Here is a 13948-nt window from a genome sequence, read left to right as displayed (position 1 = left end):
CTTAATCTTCTTCGTAACGGGATACCTCTCGATCGTAGAATTCAGAAGCCTCTTTGATTAAAGCTTCAGTCTCGTTGGCAAGTTCCTCTTCATCTGCGGTATCGAAATCCTCCAGCCATTCTACCTCATCATTTTCAAGGTTGATGATAAAACGGGGGAATTCGGTATGTACTACGAAAACAGCATTGGGATAGTCTGTATTATCGCCAAGAAGAAATTTCGGAAAATCCATAATAAAATAATTAATTTTGAGCCAGTACGGCTTTCTTTTCAATTAAACGTTTGCTTAAAAAGTTGAACCGAAGATACAACATTAATGCGGAAGCAGTAAGGCCTGCCAACAATCCTAACCAGATTCCCATACTTCCTAACTGCTCGGCTTTACCATAGTACCAGGAAACCGGAAACCCAATAAGCCAGTATGCGATAAAACAAATAAGGGTAGGTATTTTTACATCCTGAAGACCCCGCAAGGCGCCTAGAATAACTACCTGTAGCCCATCGCTAAGCTGAAAAAGAGCGGCTACAATAAGTAATTGGGCTGCAAGAAGAATCACTTCAGTATTATCGATATAAAAAGTAGGCAACCAGTCTTTAAGTAAAATAAAGCCTAAGGCAAAAACAGCCTCGATAAGGAATACCAGTAAAAAGGTGGAAAATGCTATGCGCCTAAGGTCCTTAAAGCGTCTAAGCCCCTTCTGGTTCCCAACTCTTATTGTGGCTGTAACTCCAAGACCAACTGCGATCATAAAAGTCATAGAAGCCAGGTTAAGGGCTATCTGGTTAGCGGCCTGCGGATTGGTGCCCAAAGTACCGGCAAGAAAAACGGTAGCGGTAAAAATAGCCATTTCGAAAAACATTTGTAGAGCGGTGGGAAAACCGAGGGCCAGTAACCTCTTAAAAATATCTGGTTTAAGAAGTTCCTTTCTGGTCCATTTGAAATATTCAGCGAATTTTTTCTTTCTTCTAAGGATTTCCCACACAAACCAAAGCATAAAAAACCGGGAAATCAAGGTACCAATTGCTGCTCCTTCCAACTCCAGCCGGGGAAAGATCCAGATTCCGTAGATAAGCAGGTAATTGAACACCACATTCACCACATTGGCAATAAGGGTGGCGTACATCGCATATTTAGTTTGGGAAAGCCCATCGGCAAATTGCTTAAATGCCTGAAAAATCATAAGCGGGATCATGGAAAAAGCCACGATGTTCAGGTAAGGAATGGCCAGGGCAACCACTTCCGGAGGTTGATCCATATAGTTTAGAACCGGCTTGGCAAGCACCAGCGCCAGGAACAAGAAAATACCATTGAGCGTACAAAGAATTACTCCGTGGTGAAAATAGCTTCGGCCTTTATCAATATCACCAGCACCATCTGCTTCAGCAATGAGAGGGGTAATCGCAAAGGAAAAGCCTATTCCAAGAGAAAGCGCTATAAAAACCATTCCGTTTCCCAGGGAAACGGCAGCAAGAGGGGCGGCGCCCAACCTACCAATCATTAAGTTATCAACAAGACCAACCAGGACATGGCCCAATTGCCCGAGCATTACCGGAAAGGCTATACTAAGGTTTCGGCTGAATTCTTTTGTGTATGCTGATAATTGCAAGCTTATTTTTTTAGGCTGCAAAGATAGAATGTTTTATCACCATAAAAATTGAAAGAGCAGGAAAATTCGGTAAGCCTAATTCATAAAAAAACCGGACTTAAAAGTCCGGTTTTAGAGATAAAATTTTCCTTGTTTAGAATTTCTGCTGCGACTGGGTATTTATTTGTTTGATCCCGTATTTATCAACAAGGTATATCAACGAAGTCATTGTAGCAGCTCCAAGTTCTAATTCCCGTTTGTTCACATGTTCAAAGGTATCTGTGGCCGCATGATGATGATCAAAATAACGTTGGGAATCAGGACGAAGTCCGGCGAGAACCATATCTCCGTCTTTTAAGGGACCGATATCTGCCCCGCTTCCTCCCAGTTCAAAATAATGGATTAGATAAGGTTTGAATAAAGCCTGCCAGCTTCTTATCTGTGCAAATTGCGCCTCATCGGCATCAAAGGAAAAGCCGCGTGGGGTAAACCCTCCTGAGTCGCTTTCTAAAGCGAATATGTGTTTTTCTCCTTTTTCACGCGCAACTTTGGCATATTCATTTCCGCCGCGAAGTCCATTTTCCTCATTCATAAAAAGCACCACCCTAAAGGTTCTTTTTGGTTGATATCCCATCTCCTTAAAGAGCCTTAGCACCTCCATAGATTGTACTACCCCGGCTCCGTCATCGTGAGAACCATCACCTAGATCCCAGGAATCCAAATGCCCTCCAACTACCATAATTTCATCGGGAAATTCACTTCCTGTAATCTCTCCTATCACATTATAGGAAAGTACATCTTCGTGTTGCTGGGAATTCAGTTTAAAATAAAGTTGAAGATCGGGTGAAATTTTCAACATACCACTTACATAATCGGCATCGTTGGTACTAATTGCTGCTGCGGGTATTCTTTGTGCCACAGGCGTGTCTCCATAACTCATTGACCCGGTATGCGGGTAATCATCCTGTTTTAAGCTTAACGACCGTACTATTACCCCAACCGCGCCATATTTGGCTGCTTCTTCTGCACCTGAATATCGCTGATCTACACAACCTCCATAAGCTTCAAAAGTATGGATGAGTTCAGGACGCATCGGGCGATTATAGAACACGATCTTTCCTTCTATTTTTTCTCTCCCCAGTTCGGCCAGTTCTTCCAGGCCTTGCACCTCAATCACTTCGGCTTTAGTCCCGCCTTCGGGAGTGGAAATCGATCCACCAAGGGCAGTAATATTTAAATCCCGGGTTTCTCCCGGGGCTGTTTGCAAATAAGAAAATTCCCTCGCTCCGCGGGTCCATTTTGGAACCATCACCGGTTGCAACCAGACTTTATCAAGGCCCAGGTTTTCGAGTTCGGCTTTGGTGTACTCCACGGCTTGCTGAGCATTTAAAGACCCTGAAAGCCTTCCTCCTATTTTATTGGATAAATGGTCCAGCCACTCATAACTCTTTCCTTCCAAAAGGGCATAATCATATATCTTTCTTAATTGTAATGAATCTTCTTTAGAAGAGGATTCCTGTCCACTTGCAGCAACAAATACTGAAGTTATAAAAAGCAGGCTAAGTAATCTTTTCATTGAAAAATTATAATTTAATAAGCACGAAAATAACTATTCCTTTTAAACCCCTAAATATATTCCTCTAAATTCTTAAATATTTCAGGAGCCTATACCGGTTCTTTTACCTTTGCAAACATATTGAGGTGTTTGGTAAAGTTTTATGGCAACCAAATAACGTGCCGTGGCTTAGAAATATTGAGAATTAACCTCCCTGGAAGCTCATCGGTTAAAGGGCAATAATGGCCTGCAGATTTTTACCTTCAGGAACAAATTTGGTTAGGGTTTATTAAAGATATATTCCTGAAGAGATTTTGGAATCGAGGGGGTTCACTTTTTTCCTTAAGGAAATTAAAAAGTTCTTTATAAGATTTACGCCCTATTTGGGTAACGAAAGATACAATCTTTAAGAAACATTTTTTTTACATTTGCCCACTAAAATATACTGGCTTGAAAAAGGAAGAAAAACAGGAAATAATAGAAAAAGTAACCAGCCTTTTAAAGGAGATTCCTTCTTCAATGGATATCGTTAAAAAAGGTGGAAACCGGCATAAACGCTTTCAGTATCTCGCCACTCATATGGTGGAAAAGGCGATAGAAAAGGATGCCCTTATTATTTCTGAAAACAGAAAAGGAATAGCCATTTTATTTAAAACCAATAGTAAAGCCGATAGTTTCTGGAAAGATATCTGGACGCAGTTAGGCCTGGTCATTAATGTTACCGGCATAAAGAATGCCTTCAGCATTATTAAAAATCAGAATTATATAAAGAAGCAACGCCCCGCCGAAGGCGACTATCTTTACTGCTGGTTTTGGGGTATACTCGCCGATTCCCGAGGCGCCGACACCCAGGTTGGCAAAGAGATGAAAGACGAGTTCTACCGGCAGGCCAAAGAATACCAGATTCCTCTTTATGCCGAAACCCGGATGCGCAAAAACTCTATTGTTTACCAGCGCTTCGGATTTGAACTTTTTCACGAGTGGCAACACCCCAGCGGGGATACCATGTATTTTTTAAGATATTTCCCGCCGGCTAAGGATGAATAACTTATAATTTCCCTGCAAAAACCTTTACATCGTCTTCGGTAACCTCGTTACCTCCTAAGATTATAAGGCGTTCCACTACATTGCGTAATTCCCGTATATTCCCACGCCAATCATATTCCTTTAATAACTTTAAAGCTTCCGGAGTAAACTGTTTTTTATTGGTACCGTGTTCGTTAGCGATCTTTTCGCCAAAATACTCTACCAGCAGCGGGATATCTTCACGCCTGTCATTTAAAGCTGGCACCTGGATTAAAATAACGGCCAACCTATGATAAAGGTCTTCCCTAAATCGTTTCTCCTCGATCTCTTTCTTCAGGTTTTTATTGGTAGCGGCAATCACGCGAACATCAACCTTTATATCCTTACTACTGCCAACCCGTGATATCTTGCTCTCCTGGAGGGCACGTAGCACTTTCGCCTGTGCCGAGAGGCTCATATCCCCTATTTCATCCAGGAAAATGGTACCTCCATTAGCGAGCTCAAATTTTCCTGCACGATCTTTATTAGCCGAGGTAAAGGCTCCCTTAACGTGACCAAAAAGTTCACTTTCTATCAATTCTGATGGAATTGCAGCACAATTCACCTCTACCATGGGGCCCGAAGAACGGTCGCTCTTTTGGTGCAGCCAATGCGCCACCAGTTCTTTACCACTACCATTGGGCCCGGTGATTAGCACCCGGGCATCTGTAGGAGCTACTTTTTCGATAAGATCTTTAATATGCTGGATGGCCTTAGACTCCCCAATCATTTCAAAATTCTTGCTTACTTTCTTTTTAAGGCGGGTGTTTTCCACCACCAGTTCTTTGCGGTCCAGCGCATTGCGAACGGTATTAAGCAAGCGATTGAGATCGGGCGGTTTAGATATATAATCAAAAGCGCCCATCTTCATCGTGTTTACAGCGGTATCCAGGTCTCCATGGCCGGAGATCATCACCACAGGTACTTCCGGTTTTATCTTTTTGATGGCTTCAAGGACTTCTACACCATCCATTTTGGGCATTTTGATATCACAGAGGACCAGGTCGAAATCCTCATCTTTTATCTTTTCGGTGCCCGCCAGGCCATCTTCAGCCTCGATTACAGAATATTTTGAATTTTCTTCAGTAAGGATTTTTACCAAAACCCTTCTTATAGATGCTTCGTCTTCTATTAATAAAATTTTTGCCATAATTATAATATACTAAATTTTAAACCTCCGCGGCAATAAAAAGTATTGGTTTTATTGATGGTGTAAAGGTCTTCCATGTCCTTATCCCTTAAGCGAATATCATTCATTAAGGTATAACCTGCGTAGGTATAAAAAGAAATATGATCGGTGAAATGATATTCATAGCCCAGGCCGCTAAGCAGAATAGTCATGGAAATACTTTCGGCAGTCCCGTTATTAGCGGTCTGCACTTTAAAATTTTCCTGAATATTCGCGAAAAATCCATCGAGGGTAACAAAGGCCTGCATAGAATGCTTATCGTTAAAATAATGCTTTAAATTAGATTTTGGAGTTCCCACGGTATAAGACCACCTGGGATGAAATCTCTTGTAATAGTTCACAATGGGCAGCGGAAATGGAAATCCGGTAGTGGTAGAATAATTTAGGCCGAGAATTAATCGCCAGGGCTCTACATAGCGTTCATCCTCTTTTATCTTGACGAAATAAACGGAACCTATATAAATAAGGTCATCATTAATAACCTTATCGGTTGAAAGATTTGAAGCGATCTTTAAACCAGCTTCGGCGGCAAACCGCCAATCTTCACTTAACTTAAAAGTATAAGCCAGATTCCCTTTAAAGGAATGGAAGCGATCCAGCTTTTGAGTATTAAAATTCTCTGAATCCTCATACTTAAAGTTCACATTGCGGTATTCCACCCCCGGGATGAGATAAGCTTCTTTATCATTAAGTTTAATAGGATAATTCACAAAACTCCGGAATCTTCTAAAGGAATTATCAGAATTCGATTGCGGAAAATAAGTGTATTCAATTCTTGCAAGGTCTGTTGTTTGGGCTGAAAGCTTTTTTGGCACTCCCACCAATAACAGGATTAAACTTAATAAAATTAATGCTCTACACATCTTCTTTCTATTTTTTAGATAGGTTGTCATTAAAAATATGTACATCCCGCTGTGGGAATGGAATGGTAATATTGTTTTTTCTAAATTCCTCGTCTATTTTAAACCTCAGGTTGCTTTTAATCTTGGGGTCAACAAAACTATCGCTCACGTAAAAATGAACGGCAAACAACAGGGCCGAATCTCCAAAATCCTCAAAAAGCACAAAGGGATCTGGAGTATCAAGAATACTATTATTCTCTTTTGCGCACTCAAGCAGGATTTGTTTCACCAATTGAGTATCGCTGCCGTAGGCAACTCCCACTTTAACCATTTCCCGAGTGGTTTTATGATTTTGGGTATAGTTATACACCACGTCACTCATGAACTTATGATTGGGAATTATCATCACTTTGTCGTCACGGGTAATTGCCCTGGTGGTTCGGAGTTTAATTTCAAAAACTCTTCCTACCCGCCCGTTTACTTCAATGACATCTCCAACCAGAAGTGATTTGTCTAGAATAATAAATATGCCACCAATCACATCCTGAAATAACTCTTGTAAAGCTAAACCTAAACCGACAAATAATGCTGCCGATGCTGTTAAAAGTATTGTAATATCTATTCCTGCAGAACTTAGGGTTATTAAGATTACTACAACATATATGAAGTATTTTATGAATTTAAAGACACTAATAAATTTCATTTTATCCTCATCTACAAGTTTTCCTGTAACGAAGGATCTTATTATTCTTAGGATGGTACTGGTAAGAACAAAGGCTATAATAATTAGTAAAATCAATCCTATGGTGATATAAATCCTATCACCCCCCAGGTCATAAGAAAACAGTACATGGTTCCATATATCCTGGATTAGACCCCAAATATCCTTTTCTATTACCTCTTTAATATTTTCTGCTGTGCTTTGGTTCTGCATTTTTAATATTTAAGCCATTTAAATAATTCTTTATAGCTAGCCTTTTTCCCATACATCAATATTCCTACCCTGTATATTTTTGAAGCCAACCATACCACTCCTAAATTAGTAATTAAAAGTAAACTTAAAGAAATGGCCAGTTCATACCAGGGAACCCCAAAAGGAATACGCATTAACATCACGATTGGGGAAGTAAGCGGAATCATAGAGAAAACCGTAGAAATACTACCGTGAGGATTTTCAATCACCGCAAAAAAACCAACGTAAATCCCCAGCATAAGTGGAAGAATTACCGGGAACATAAATTGTTGAGTGTCGGTTTCGCTGTCTACCGCTGCACCTATAGCTGCATATATTGAACTGTATAGAAAATATCCCCCCAGGAAATAAATCACAAAAAATATGAATAAACTCAGCAATGGTAAATTATATACATCGGTAAGGAACAGGCTTAGGTCAGACTGGGCCATCTGTCCCATAATTTCCATTTGTTCTTTTTGGGTAGACAGAATATCAATCCCCAGAGTGAAACTCGTAATCCACAATAAAACCGCCCCCAATATAACCCAGATGCTGAATTGGGTTAGGCCCGCGAGGGAGGTACCTAAAACCTTACCTAACATAAGATGTATAGGCTTTACTGAAGAGACAATTATTTCGATAATTCGATTGGTTTTTTCTTCAATTACACTGCGCATCACCATATTACCATAAATTATAATGAACATCATTAATAAATAACCGGCAATACCCCCAAAGATCATTTTGATATAGTTGGACATCTTGGAAGTTCGCTGTCCCGAAAAATTCTGAATTTCAACATCTACATTTACTTCAGCCGCCTCCATGGCGCTAATATCTATCCCCCGCTGCATCAATTCCCTTTTGGTTAGTCTGTCAGAAATTGTTTTCTCCACAGCCTGCACCGTCCCTAGACCCGGAGGTTCTACTCCAAAAAACTGGATCTGGCCCACGCCCCCATTCTCTTTTTGAGGAATATAAATCAAGCCATAATATTCCTGTTCCCTAACCTTAACCAAAGCTTTTTCGAAGGAAAGATTGGAGAAATCGAGATATTGAACCTGCCTGCCATCTTTAAAATCTGAAGAAAAAATACCGGTCTCATCATAAAGGGCTATTATTTGCTGTTCGCTGGTATTCAACATACTTAAGTACCCCACTAACATAAACATCCCAACCAGAATCAACGGACTTAAAAAGGTCATGATGATAAAGGTTTTATTCCTTACCCTTGCTAGGTACTCGCGCCTTATGATTAATTTCAAATTACGCATCACGGGTAACGGTTTGGATAAAAATATCGTTTACTGAAGGGATTACCTCCACAAAATGATTTATTTGTGCCCGGTTCAAAAGGAATTCCAACAAATGATTCGCCGATTCATTTTCCTGAAGTTGAATTCTTAATTTTAAATCGGTATGAATGCTTTTAAAAGTAGCATTACCCACAATAAATTTTTCCTGAAGCTCAGCCAATAATGCAGGTTCATTTTTTGCTTCCATCCCCACTTCAAATGTGTTCGACTTATACTCTTTTTTAATATCTGAAACACGGCCATCCAGAAGTTTATTGGATTTGTGAATAAGGGCCATATAATCACAAAGCTCCTCCACGCTTTCCATACGGTGGGTTGAAAAAAGAATGGTTGCTCCTTCCTCTTTCAATTGAAGAATTTCCCGTTTTATAAGCCTTGCATTCACGGGATCAAAACCACTAAAAGGTTCATCAAAGATCAACAATTTTGGTTGGTGAAGTACCGTAATGACGAATTGCACCTTCTGAGCCATTCCTTTAGAAAGCTCCTGAATCTTCTTGTTCCACCAACCTGAAATTTCAAGTTTCTCAAACCAGTATTCCAGGCGCATTTTTGCATCAGCCTTAGAAAGCCCCTTTAGTTGTGCCAGGTAAAGGGCCTGCTCCCCAACTTTCATTGATTTATAAAGTCCCCTTTCCTCCGGCAGGTAACCAATATGCTGAATATCATCGGGATGTAGAGGTTTATTATCCAAATAGATCGCACCACGGTCTGGCATAGTGATTTGGTTAATAATTCTAAGCAGGGTGGTCTTTCCGGCGCCATTGGGACCTAAAAGGCCAAAGACACTGGCCCGGGGAACATTTATAGAAACATTATTTAGTGCAGTATAATTTCCAAAGCTTTTGTAAATATTTTCTGCCACTAAGAGGTTATCCATACGCGAGGTTTCGATATTGGTAAAGATATTGAAATGACAGGAGAGAGGTTTTGAATTAAGAAGAATTTATAATTTACAATTCCGCCTAAAAAACAAAACCCACCCTTAATTGAATTAAGGATGGGAAAAAAATTGCTATGAAAAAGAAAAATTATCACCAAAAGACTTAGTGATAATCAAATATATAAATAATTTCTTAAAATTGGAGTATTAAGAAAACATATCTTTAACCTTTTCAAAGAAGGATTTATCAGATTTCTCGGGATTTGGTCGGAAATTTTCATCATCGGCCATGCGTTCAAAGAAATCTTTCTGTTCTCTGGTAAGTGTCTTAGGGGTCCATACATTTACGTGCACCAGCAGGTCCCCTTTGCCATAGCCGTTAAGGTTACCAATACCTTTACCGCGTAACCTCAGGATTTTCCCCGATTGCATCCCTTCATCTATTTTAATACGAACTTTTCCATTAACCGTTTCAATCTCTTTAGAAGTTCCGAGTACGGCTTCAGAAAGACTGATATATAAATCGTAATGCAGGTTGTCCCCTTCGCGCTGCAAACTGGCATGTTCTTTTTCCTCTATAGCTACCAGTAGGTCTCCTGGAACACCATTACCGGGAGCATCGTTTCCCTTACCTGAAACTTTAAGCTGCATTCCCTCTTCTACCCCTGCAGGGATTTTTATGGAAACAGTTTCTTCTTTCATCTTAAGACCCTGGGCATCTGCATCAGCGGGTTTCTGATCTATAATCTGGCCCGAACCGCTACAGGTACCACAGGGAGAAGCCGTTTGCATTCTTCCCAAAATTGTATTGGTAACCCTGGTCACCTGTCCTGTACCATTACAGGTACTACAGGTTTTATAAGTGGTACCGGGAGCCTGGACTTTACGTTTAACTTTAATCTTCTTCTCTGCTCCGTTAGCTATTTCTTCCAGGGTGAGCGCCACGCGAATACGAAGGTTACTACCTTTGGCACGGCGCCTTCCTCCGCCAAAGCCTCCTCCGAAACCAGAGAAACCTCCACCGCCAAAGCCGCCGCCAAAAATATCGCCAAATTGGCTGAAGATGTCATCCATATTCATACCGCCGCCGCCAAAGCCGCCGCCACCTTCAAAAGCCTGGTGGCCAAACCGGTCATAACGGGCACGCTTATCTTCATTGCTCAATACTTCATAAGCCTCTGCCGATTTTTTAAACATTTCTTCGGCTTTAGGATCATCAGGATTTTTATCCGGATGATACTTGATAGCCATTTTCCGATATGCTTTTTTTATTTCGGCAGTAGAAGCACCTTTGCTAATTCCTAATATGTCGTAATAATCTTCTTTCATTTGGTGTTTTTGCGATTCAAAAAATGCTTTATACTCGATAATCGAGATTTAAATGCTACGAAGCATGTATTCTTCTCTTTCAAGGCCTCGTGAGCTTGCTAAGAGCTGGCTTACTTCCCGGTAACTACTTTGGGATAACGAATAATACGCTCCCCAAGTTTGTAACCCCGCTCCACTACATCAACAATCTTGCCTTTAAGGTCTTCGGAAGGCGCCGGAATTTGGGTGATCGCTTCATGCTGATCGGAATCGAAATCGTCTCCTTTTTCAACATTCATAGCCTCCAGACCTTTGCTTGTAAGGGTTTCTCTAAATTTAGTATGTATTAGCTCCACTCCCTTTAGCAGGTTTTTATCTTCGGTTTTCTGAATTTCATTTAAAGCCCTGTCAAAGTCGTCCAGCACAGGTAACAAGGCTGACATTACTTCCTGATTGGCAGTTTTAAATAACTCCAATCTTTCCTTGGAGGTGCGTCTCTTGTAATTTTCAAATTCAGCAAAAAGACGTAAAAACTTATCTTTTTCTTTCTGAACCTCTTCTTTTAATTTATCGGTCTCCGAAAACTCATCGTCCCCCTGCTTATCTTCGGCACTTTCTTCAACGTCTTCAATGGCCTGGTCGATAGCGTCTTCTACTTTATCCTTAACCGAATTATCATTTACCTGATTATCGTTATTTTTAGCTTTATCTGTTTTCTTTTTACTCATTTTTTCAGCATTTAAATACGGGCAGAAACGGTCAAAAGTATTGCCAATTCTTATCAAATGTCAAAATGTCACCAATTCTTTTTAATATTGTTTTAAGAAATTTCAAACTCCGGAAAGCTTACTTTTGAAATAACCACTAAATCGACTAAAAATGAAAGAACTACTGAGTAAGACCATCTTTATTGGTTTATTAAGTTTAGCTCTAACCGGGTGTAAAAATGAAAACAATAAGGCCAGAACCGAAGAAGCCAGAGATATTCGCGAAGCCAATATTGAAACCAAAGAGTTTAAAGTAAATACCGACGAATCTGTAATTCACTGGAAAGGCAAGAAACCTACCGCCACTCACAGAGGAACTATCAAATTAGCCGAAGGTTCCTTCAAGGCAAACGACAGCACCATAGAAAGTGGAAGTTTTGTAATTGATATGAAATCCATAGAGGTAGCCGATCTAGAAGGCAAAGACCGCTCTGATCTTGAGGCCCATCTAAAGGGCACCGTAGAAGGTAAGGAAGGAGATTTTTTCAATACCGAAAAATACCCTGAAGCGAACTTCAAGATCACTGATATCAAGGAAGAAAACGGGCAGACAATGCTTTCTGGCAACCTTACTATAAAAGAAGAGACCAAAAATATCACCTTTCCGGTTATGATTAATCGTAGTGGAGATCAGGTGGAAATTTCCAGTGACGAATTCAGTATAGACCGAACTCAATGGAAGGTTAATTTTGGATCAAAATCAGTTTTCGATGGGCTTGGAGATAATTTTGTTTATGATGATATTAATTTAATAGTAAAGCTTGTCGCCGAGAAATCTTAAAACCACCTTTCAAACCAATAAAAAAGTCACCATAACTGGTGACTTTTTTATTACATAAGATCTTCCAGGGCCTTCGCTAAATTAGCGTATTCAAATCTATAACCGGTATGTTCTATTTTATCGCTGCTTACCAACTGACTGGATAACACCAGTCTTGACATTTCTCCCAGAACTGCTTTAATAGCAATTGCCGGAACATTAGGCAACCATACTGATTTCCCCATTTTAGAAGCGACTTCGTTCACCAGTTCCTTATTGGTCACGGGATTGGGAGCAACGGCATTAAAGGTACCTTCCAGTTTATTTTCCAGAGCATGCACAAAAATACCTGCCACATCATTAATATGTATCCATGACTGCCATTGTTTGCCACTACCAAGGGGAGAACCCACATTAAAATTCACAGGCTCCTTAAGCTTTTCCAAAAAACCACCCTCGCGAGCTAGAACCAGGCCTATTCGTATTTTGGCAACATCCATTCCCAGGTCAGTAAAATTCTCGGCGGCTTCTTCCCATTTTACCACAACCTTCCCCACAAAGGAATCGTCTACAGCTTCATTATCTTCGGTGTAGAGTTTTTCCAGAGAACTGGGATAGATACCAATAGCACTGGCAGAAATGAAATGGGTGATATGATGATTATTATCCTGAAGCGTTTTATACAAAAGATTAGCCGTATCTACCCGACTGCTTATAATTTTTTCTTTTTGCTCCTGCGTCCAACGCTTAGCAATACTCTCACCAACAAGATTAATTATAGCACTAACCCCCTTAAGAGCTTCAGGGTCTATTTCCTGTTTTTCCGGGTTCCAGTAAAATCCTTTATAATCAGGTTTTGATTCAATTTTATCTTGGGTAGTAGTAAGATAATTTACCTTAATACCTTTTTCCTGGCACAGCTGAGTAACCTGCGATCCAATAAGGCCCGTAGCACCGGTAATTAATACACGCATTTTTTCTTTACAAGATAGGTACTTGTCTTGGGCTTTACCAGCACTTTATTAGAGGTTTAACAAGCTAGCCTAACAACTTTTTGTCGCTCTTAACATTTCACGTTTTCCCGGCGGTCCCTCTAGCCTTTCAACGATGAATCCTACCTTTTGCAGAGCGCGCCTAACACTACCTTTTGCCGAATAAGTGACCAAGATTCCTCCATCTTTTAAAGCAGAATGCATGATCTCAAAGATTTCTTCGGTCCAGAGCTCCGGTTGTACCCTGGCTCCAAAAGCATCAAAATAAATTATATCAAACTCGTTTTTAGCAGAGATCTCATCGAATTTCTTCTGAAGTTTTTTCAGCTGGAAATTATCACTTATCGATATATAATGTTCCCAGGGGGTCCCGTGAATTTTCTGAAATGCCCATTCCTGATTTTCTGCTGAAAGGTTTTCAGGATAATTTAAGGCAGCAATCTCCTGTGAAGTAACCGGAAAAGCTTCTACCCCGGTATAGTTAAATTTTACTGGAAGATTCTGCGCTTCTAAAAAAGTGATAAAAGCGTTAAGTCCGGTTCCAAAACCAATTTCCATTATAGAGAGCTCAGGCTTAGGGCTGGCTTTTAAGTAATGATACAAACCCATTTTAATAAAAACGTGCTGAGCTTCCTGCACCGCGCCGTGTTTAGAATGATATTGCTCGTCCCATTCCGGTAAATGAATTGTTACAGACCCATCGGCGGTCTTGATAATTTTCCTTTCCAAA

At 40.3% G+C, this 13948-nt stretch carries 14 protein-coding genes; 2 read left to right on the top strand and 12 right to left on the bottom strand.

What is annotated here, in order from left to right; genetic code table 11:
• Position 1: 1 nt before the first annotated feature.
• The 3 genes from BUW93_RS04735 to BUW93_RS04725 all read right to left on the bottom strand — a co-directional run bounded on the left by BUW93_RS04735 (position 2) and on the right by BUW93_RS04725 (position 3162).
• Complete coding sequence (locus BUW93_RS04735) at positions 2-232, bottom strand: hypothetical protein (protein WP_081209706.1); 231 nt, start codon at positions 230-232, stop codon at positions 2-4.
• A 10-nt stretch (positions 233-242) separates the two neighbouring features.
• A complete protein-coding gene (locus tag BUW93_RS04730) occupies positions 243-1607 on the bottom strand; it encodes an MATE family efflux transporter (RefSeq protein WP_081210219.1) in 1365 nt (454 codons plus the stop codon).
• A gap of 133 nt (positions 1608-1740) precedes the next feature.
• The gene (locus tag BUW93_RS04725; protein WP_081209704.1) at positions 1741-3162 is read right to left on the bottom strand and encodes a M20/M25/M40 family metallo-hydrolase; all 1422 of its coding nucleotides are present in this window, start codon (positions 3160-3162) and stop codon (positions 1741-1743) included.
• A gap of 429 nt (positions 3163-3591) precedes the next feature.
• On the opposite strand from BUW93_RS04725, the gene BUW93_RS04720 reads away from it, so the two are divergent.
• On the top strand, positions 3592-4188 hold the full coding sequence (locus tag BUW93_RS04720; protein WP_081209702.1) for a hypothetical protein: 597 nt from the start codon (positions 3592-3594) through the stop codon (positions 4186-4188).
• Between the two features lies 1 nt (position 4189).
• Here the strand turns inward: BUW93_RS04720 and BUW93_RS04715 are convergent, their stop codons facing one another.
• The 7 genes from BUW93_RS04715 to BUW93_RS04685 all read right to left on the bottom strand — a co-directional run bounded on the left by BUW93_RS04715 (position 4190) and on the right by BUW93_RS04685 (position 11427).
• Complete coding sequence (locus BUW93_RS04715; RefSeq protein WP_081209700.1) at positions 4190-5356, bottom strand: sigma-54-dependent transcriptional regulator; 1167 nt, start codon at positions 5354-5356, stop codon at positions 4190-4192.
• 2 nt (positions 5357-5358) lie between these two features.
• Entirely contained in the window at positions 5359-6258 is a 900-nt protein-coding gene (locus BUW93_RS04710) for a DUF6268 family outer membrane beta-barrel protein (RefSeq protein WP_081210217.1), read from the bottom strand.
• A gap of 7 nt (positions 6259-6265) precedes the next feature.
• Positions 6266-7171, bottom strand: coding sequence for a mechanosensitive ion channel family protein (locus tag BUW93_RS04705; protein ID WP_081209698.1), 906 nt, complete (start codon positions 7169-7171; stop codon positions 6266-6268).
• A 2-nt stretch (positions 7172-7173) separates the two neighbouring features.
• Entirely contained in the window at positions 7174-8466 is a 1293-nt protein-coding gene (locus BUW93_RS04700) for an ABC transporter permease (protein WP_081209696.1), read from the bottom strand.
• Complete coding sequence (locus tag BUW93_RS04695; protein ID WP_081209694.1) at positions 8459-9388, bottom strand: ABC transporter ATP-binding protein; 930 nt, start codon at positions 9386-9388, stop codon at positions 8459-8461. The genes BUW93_RS04700 and BUW93_RS04695 overlap by 8 nt, the downstream gene beginning before the upstream one ends.
• A 210-nt stretch (positions 9389-9598) precedes the next feature.
• The gene (gene dnaJ, locus BUW93_RS04690) at positions 9599-10720 is read right to left on the bottom strand and encodes a molecular chaperone DnaJ (protein WP_081209687.1); all 1122 of its coding nucleotides are present in this window, start codon (positions 10718-10720) and stop codon (positions 9599-9601) included.
• Between the two features lie 110 nt (positions 10721-10830).
• Positions 10831-11427, bottom strand: coding sequence for a nucleotide exchange factor GrpE (locus BUW93_RS04685; protein WP_081209685.1), 597 nt, complete (start codon positions 11425-11427; stop codon positions 10831-10833).
• Between the two features lie 151 nt (positions 11428-11578).
• On the opposite strand from BUW93_RS04685, the gene BUW93_RS04680 reads away from it, so the two are divergent.
• Positions 11579-12247 (top strand): YceI family protein, encoded by a 669-nt coding sequence (locus BUW93_RS04680; protein WP_081209683.1) that lies wholly within the window; start codon positions 11579-11581, stop codon positions 12245-12247.
• 50 nt (positions 12248-12297) lie between these two features.
• Here the strand turns inward: BUW93_RS04680 and BUW93_RS04675 are convergent, their stop codons facing one another.
• Together BUW93_RS04675 and mnmD are read right to left on the bottom strand one after the other, a co-directional pair.
• Positions 12298-13200 (bottom strand): TIGR01777 family oxidoreductase, encoded by a 903-nt coding sequence (locus tag BUW93_RS04675; RefSeq protein ID WP_081209681.1) that lies wholly within the window; start codon positions 13198-13200, stop codon positions 12298-12300.
• Between the two features lie 69 nt (positions 13201-13269).
• Entirely contained in the window at positions 13270-13947 is a 678-nt protein-coding gene (gene mnmD / locus BUW93_RS04670) for a tRNA (5-methylaminomethyl-2-thiouridine)(34)-methyltransferase MnmD (protein ID WP_081209679.1), read from the bottom strand.
• Position 13948: the final 1 nt, after the last annotated feature.

The sequence above is a fragment of the Salegentibacter sediminis genome (assembly GCF_002078605.1).
GTDB classification, from domain to species: Bacteria; Bacteroidota; Bacteroidia; order Flavobacteriales; family Flavobacteriaceae; genus Salegentibacter; species Salegentibacter sediminis.
This window is presented reverse-complemented; position numbering and strand designations above follow the sequence as displayed.

Coding starts and splice junctions, on each gene's coding strand:
- dnaJ (WP_081209687.1), bottom strand. CDS start 10,720: ATGAAAGAAGATTATTACGACATATTAGGAATTAGCAAAGGTGCTTCT.
- BUW93_RS04710 (WP_081210217.1), bottom strand. CDS start 6,258: ATGTGTAGAGCATTAATTTTATTAAGTTTAATCCTGTTATTGGTGGGA.
- BUW93_RS04685 (WP_081209685.1), bottom strand. CDS start 11,427: ATGAGTAAAAAGAAAACAGATAAAGCTAAAAATAACGATAATCAGGTA.
- BUW93_RS04680 (WP_081209683.1), top strand. CDS start 11,579: ATGAAAGAACTACTGAGTAAGACCATCTTTATTGGTTTATTAAGTTTA.
- BUW93_RS04725 (WP_081209704.1), bottom strand. CDS start 3,162: ATGAAAAGATTACTTAGCCTGCTTTTTATAACTTCAGTATTTGTTGCT.
- BUW93_RS04700 (WP_081209696.1), bottom strand. CDS start 8,466: ATGCGTAATTTGAAATTAATCATAAGGCGCGAGTACCTAGCAAGGGTA.
- BUW93_RS04715 (WP_081209700.1), bottom strand. CDS start 5,356: ATGGCAAAAATTTTATTAATAGAAGACGAAGCATCTATAAGAAGGGTT.
- BUW93_RS04705 (WP_081209698.1), bottom strand. CDS start 7,171: ATGCAGAACCAAAGCACAGCAGAAAATATTAAAGAGGTAATAGAAAAG.
- BUW93_RS04695 (WP_081209694.1), bottom strand. CDS start 9,388: ATGGATAACCTCTTAGTGGCAGAAAATATTTACAAAAGCTTTGGAAAT.
- BUW93_RS04735 (WP_081209706.1), bottom strand. CDS start 232: ATGGATTTTCCGAAATTTCTTCTTGGCGATAATACAGACTATCCCAAT.
- BUW93_RS04675 (WP_081209681.1), bottom strand. CDS start 13,200: ATGCGTGTATTAATTACCGGTGCTACGGGCCTTATTGGATCGCAGGTT.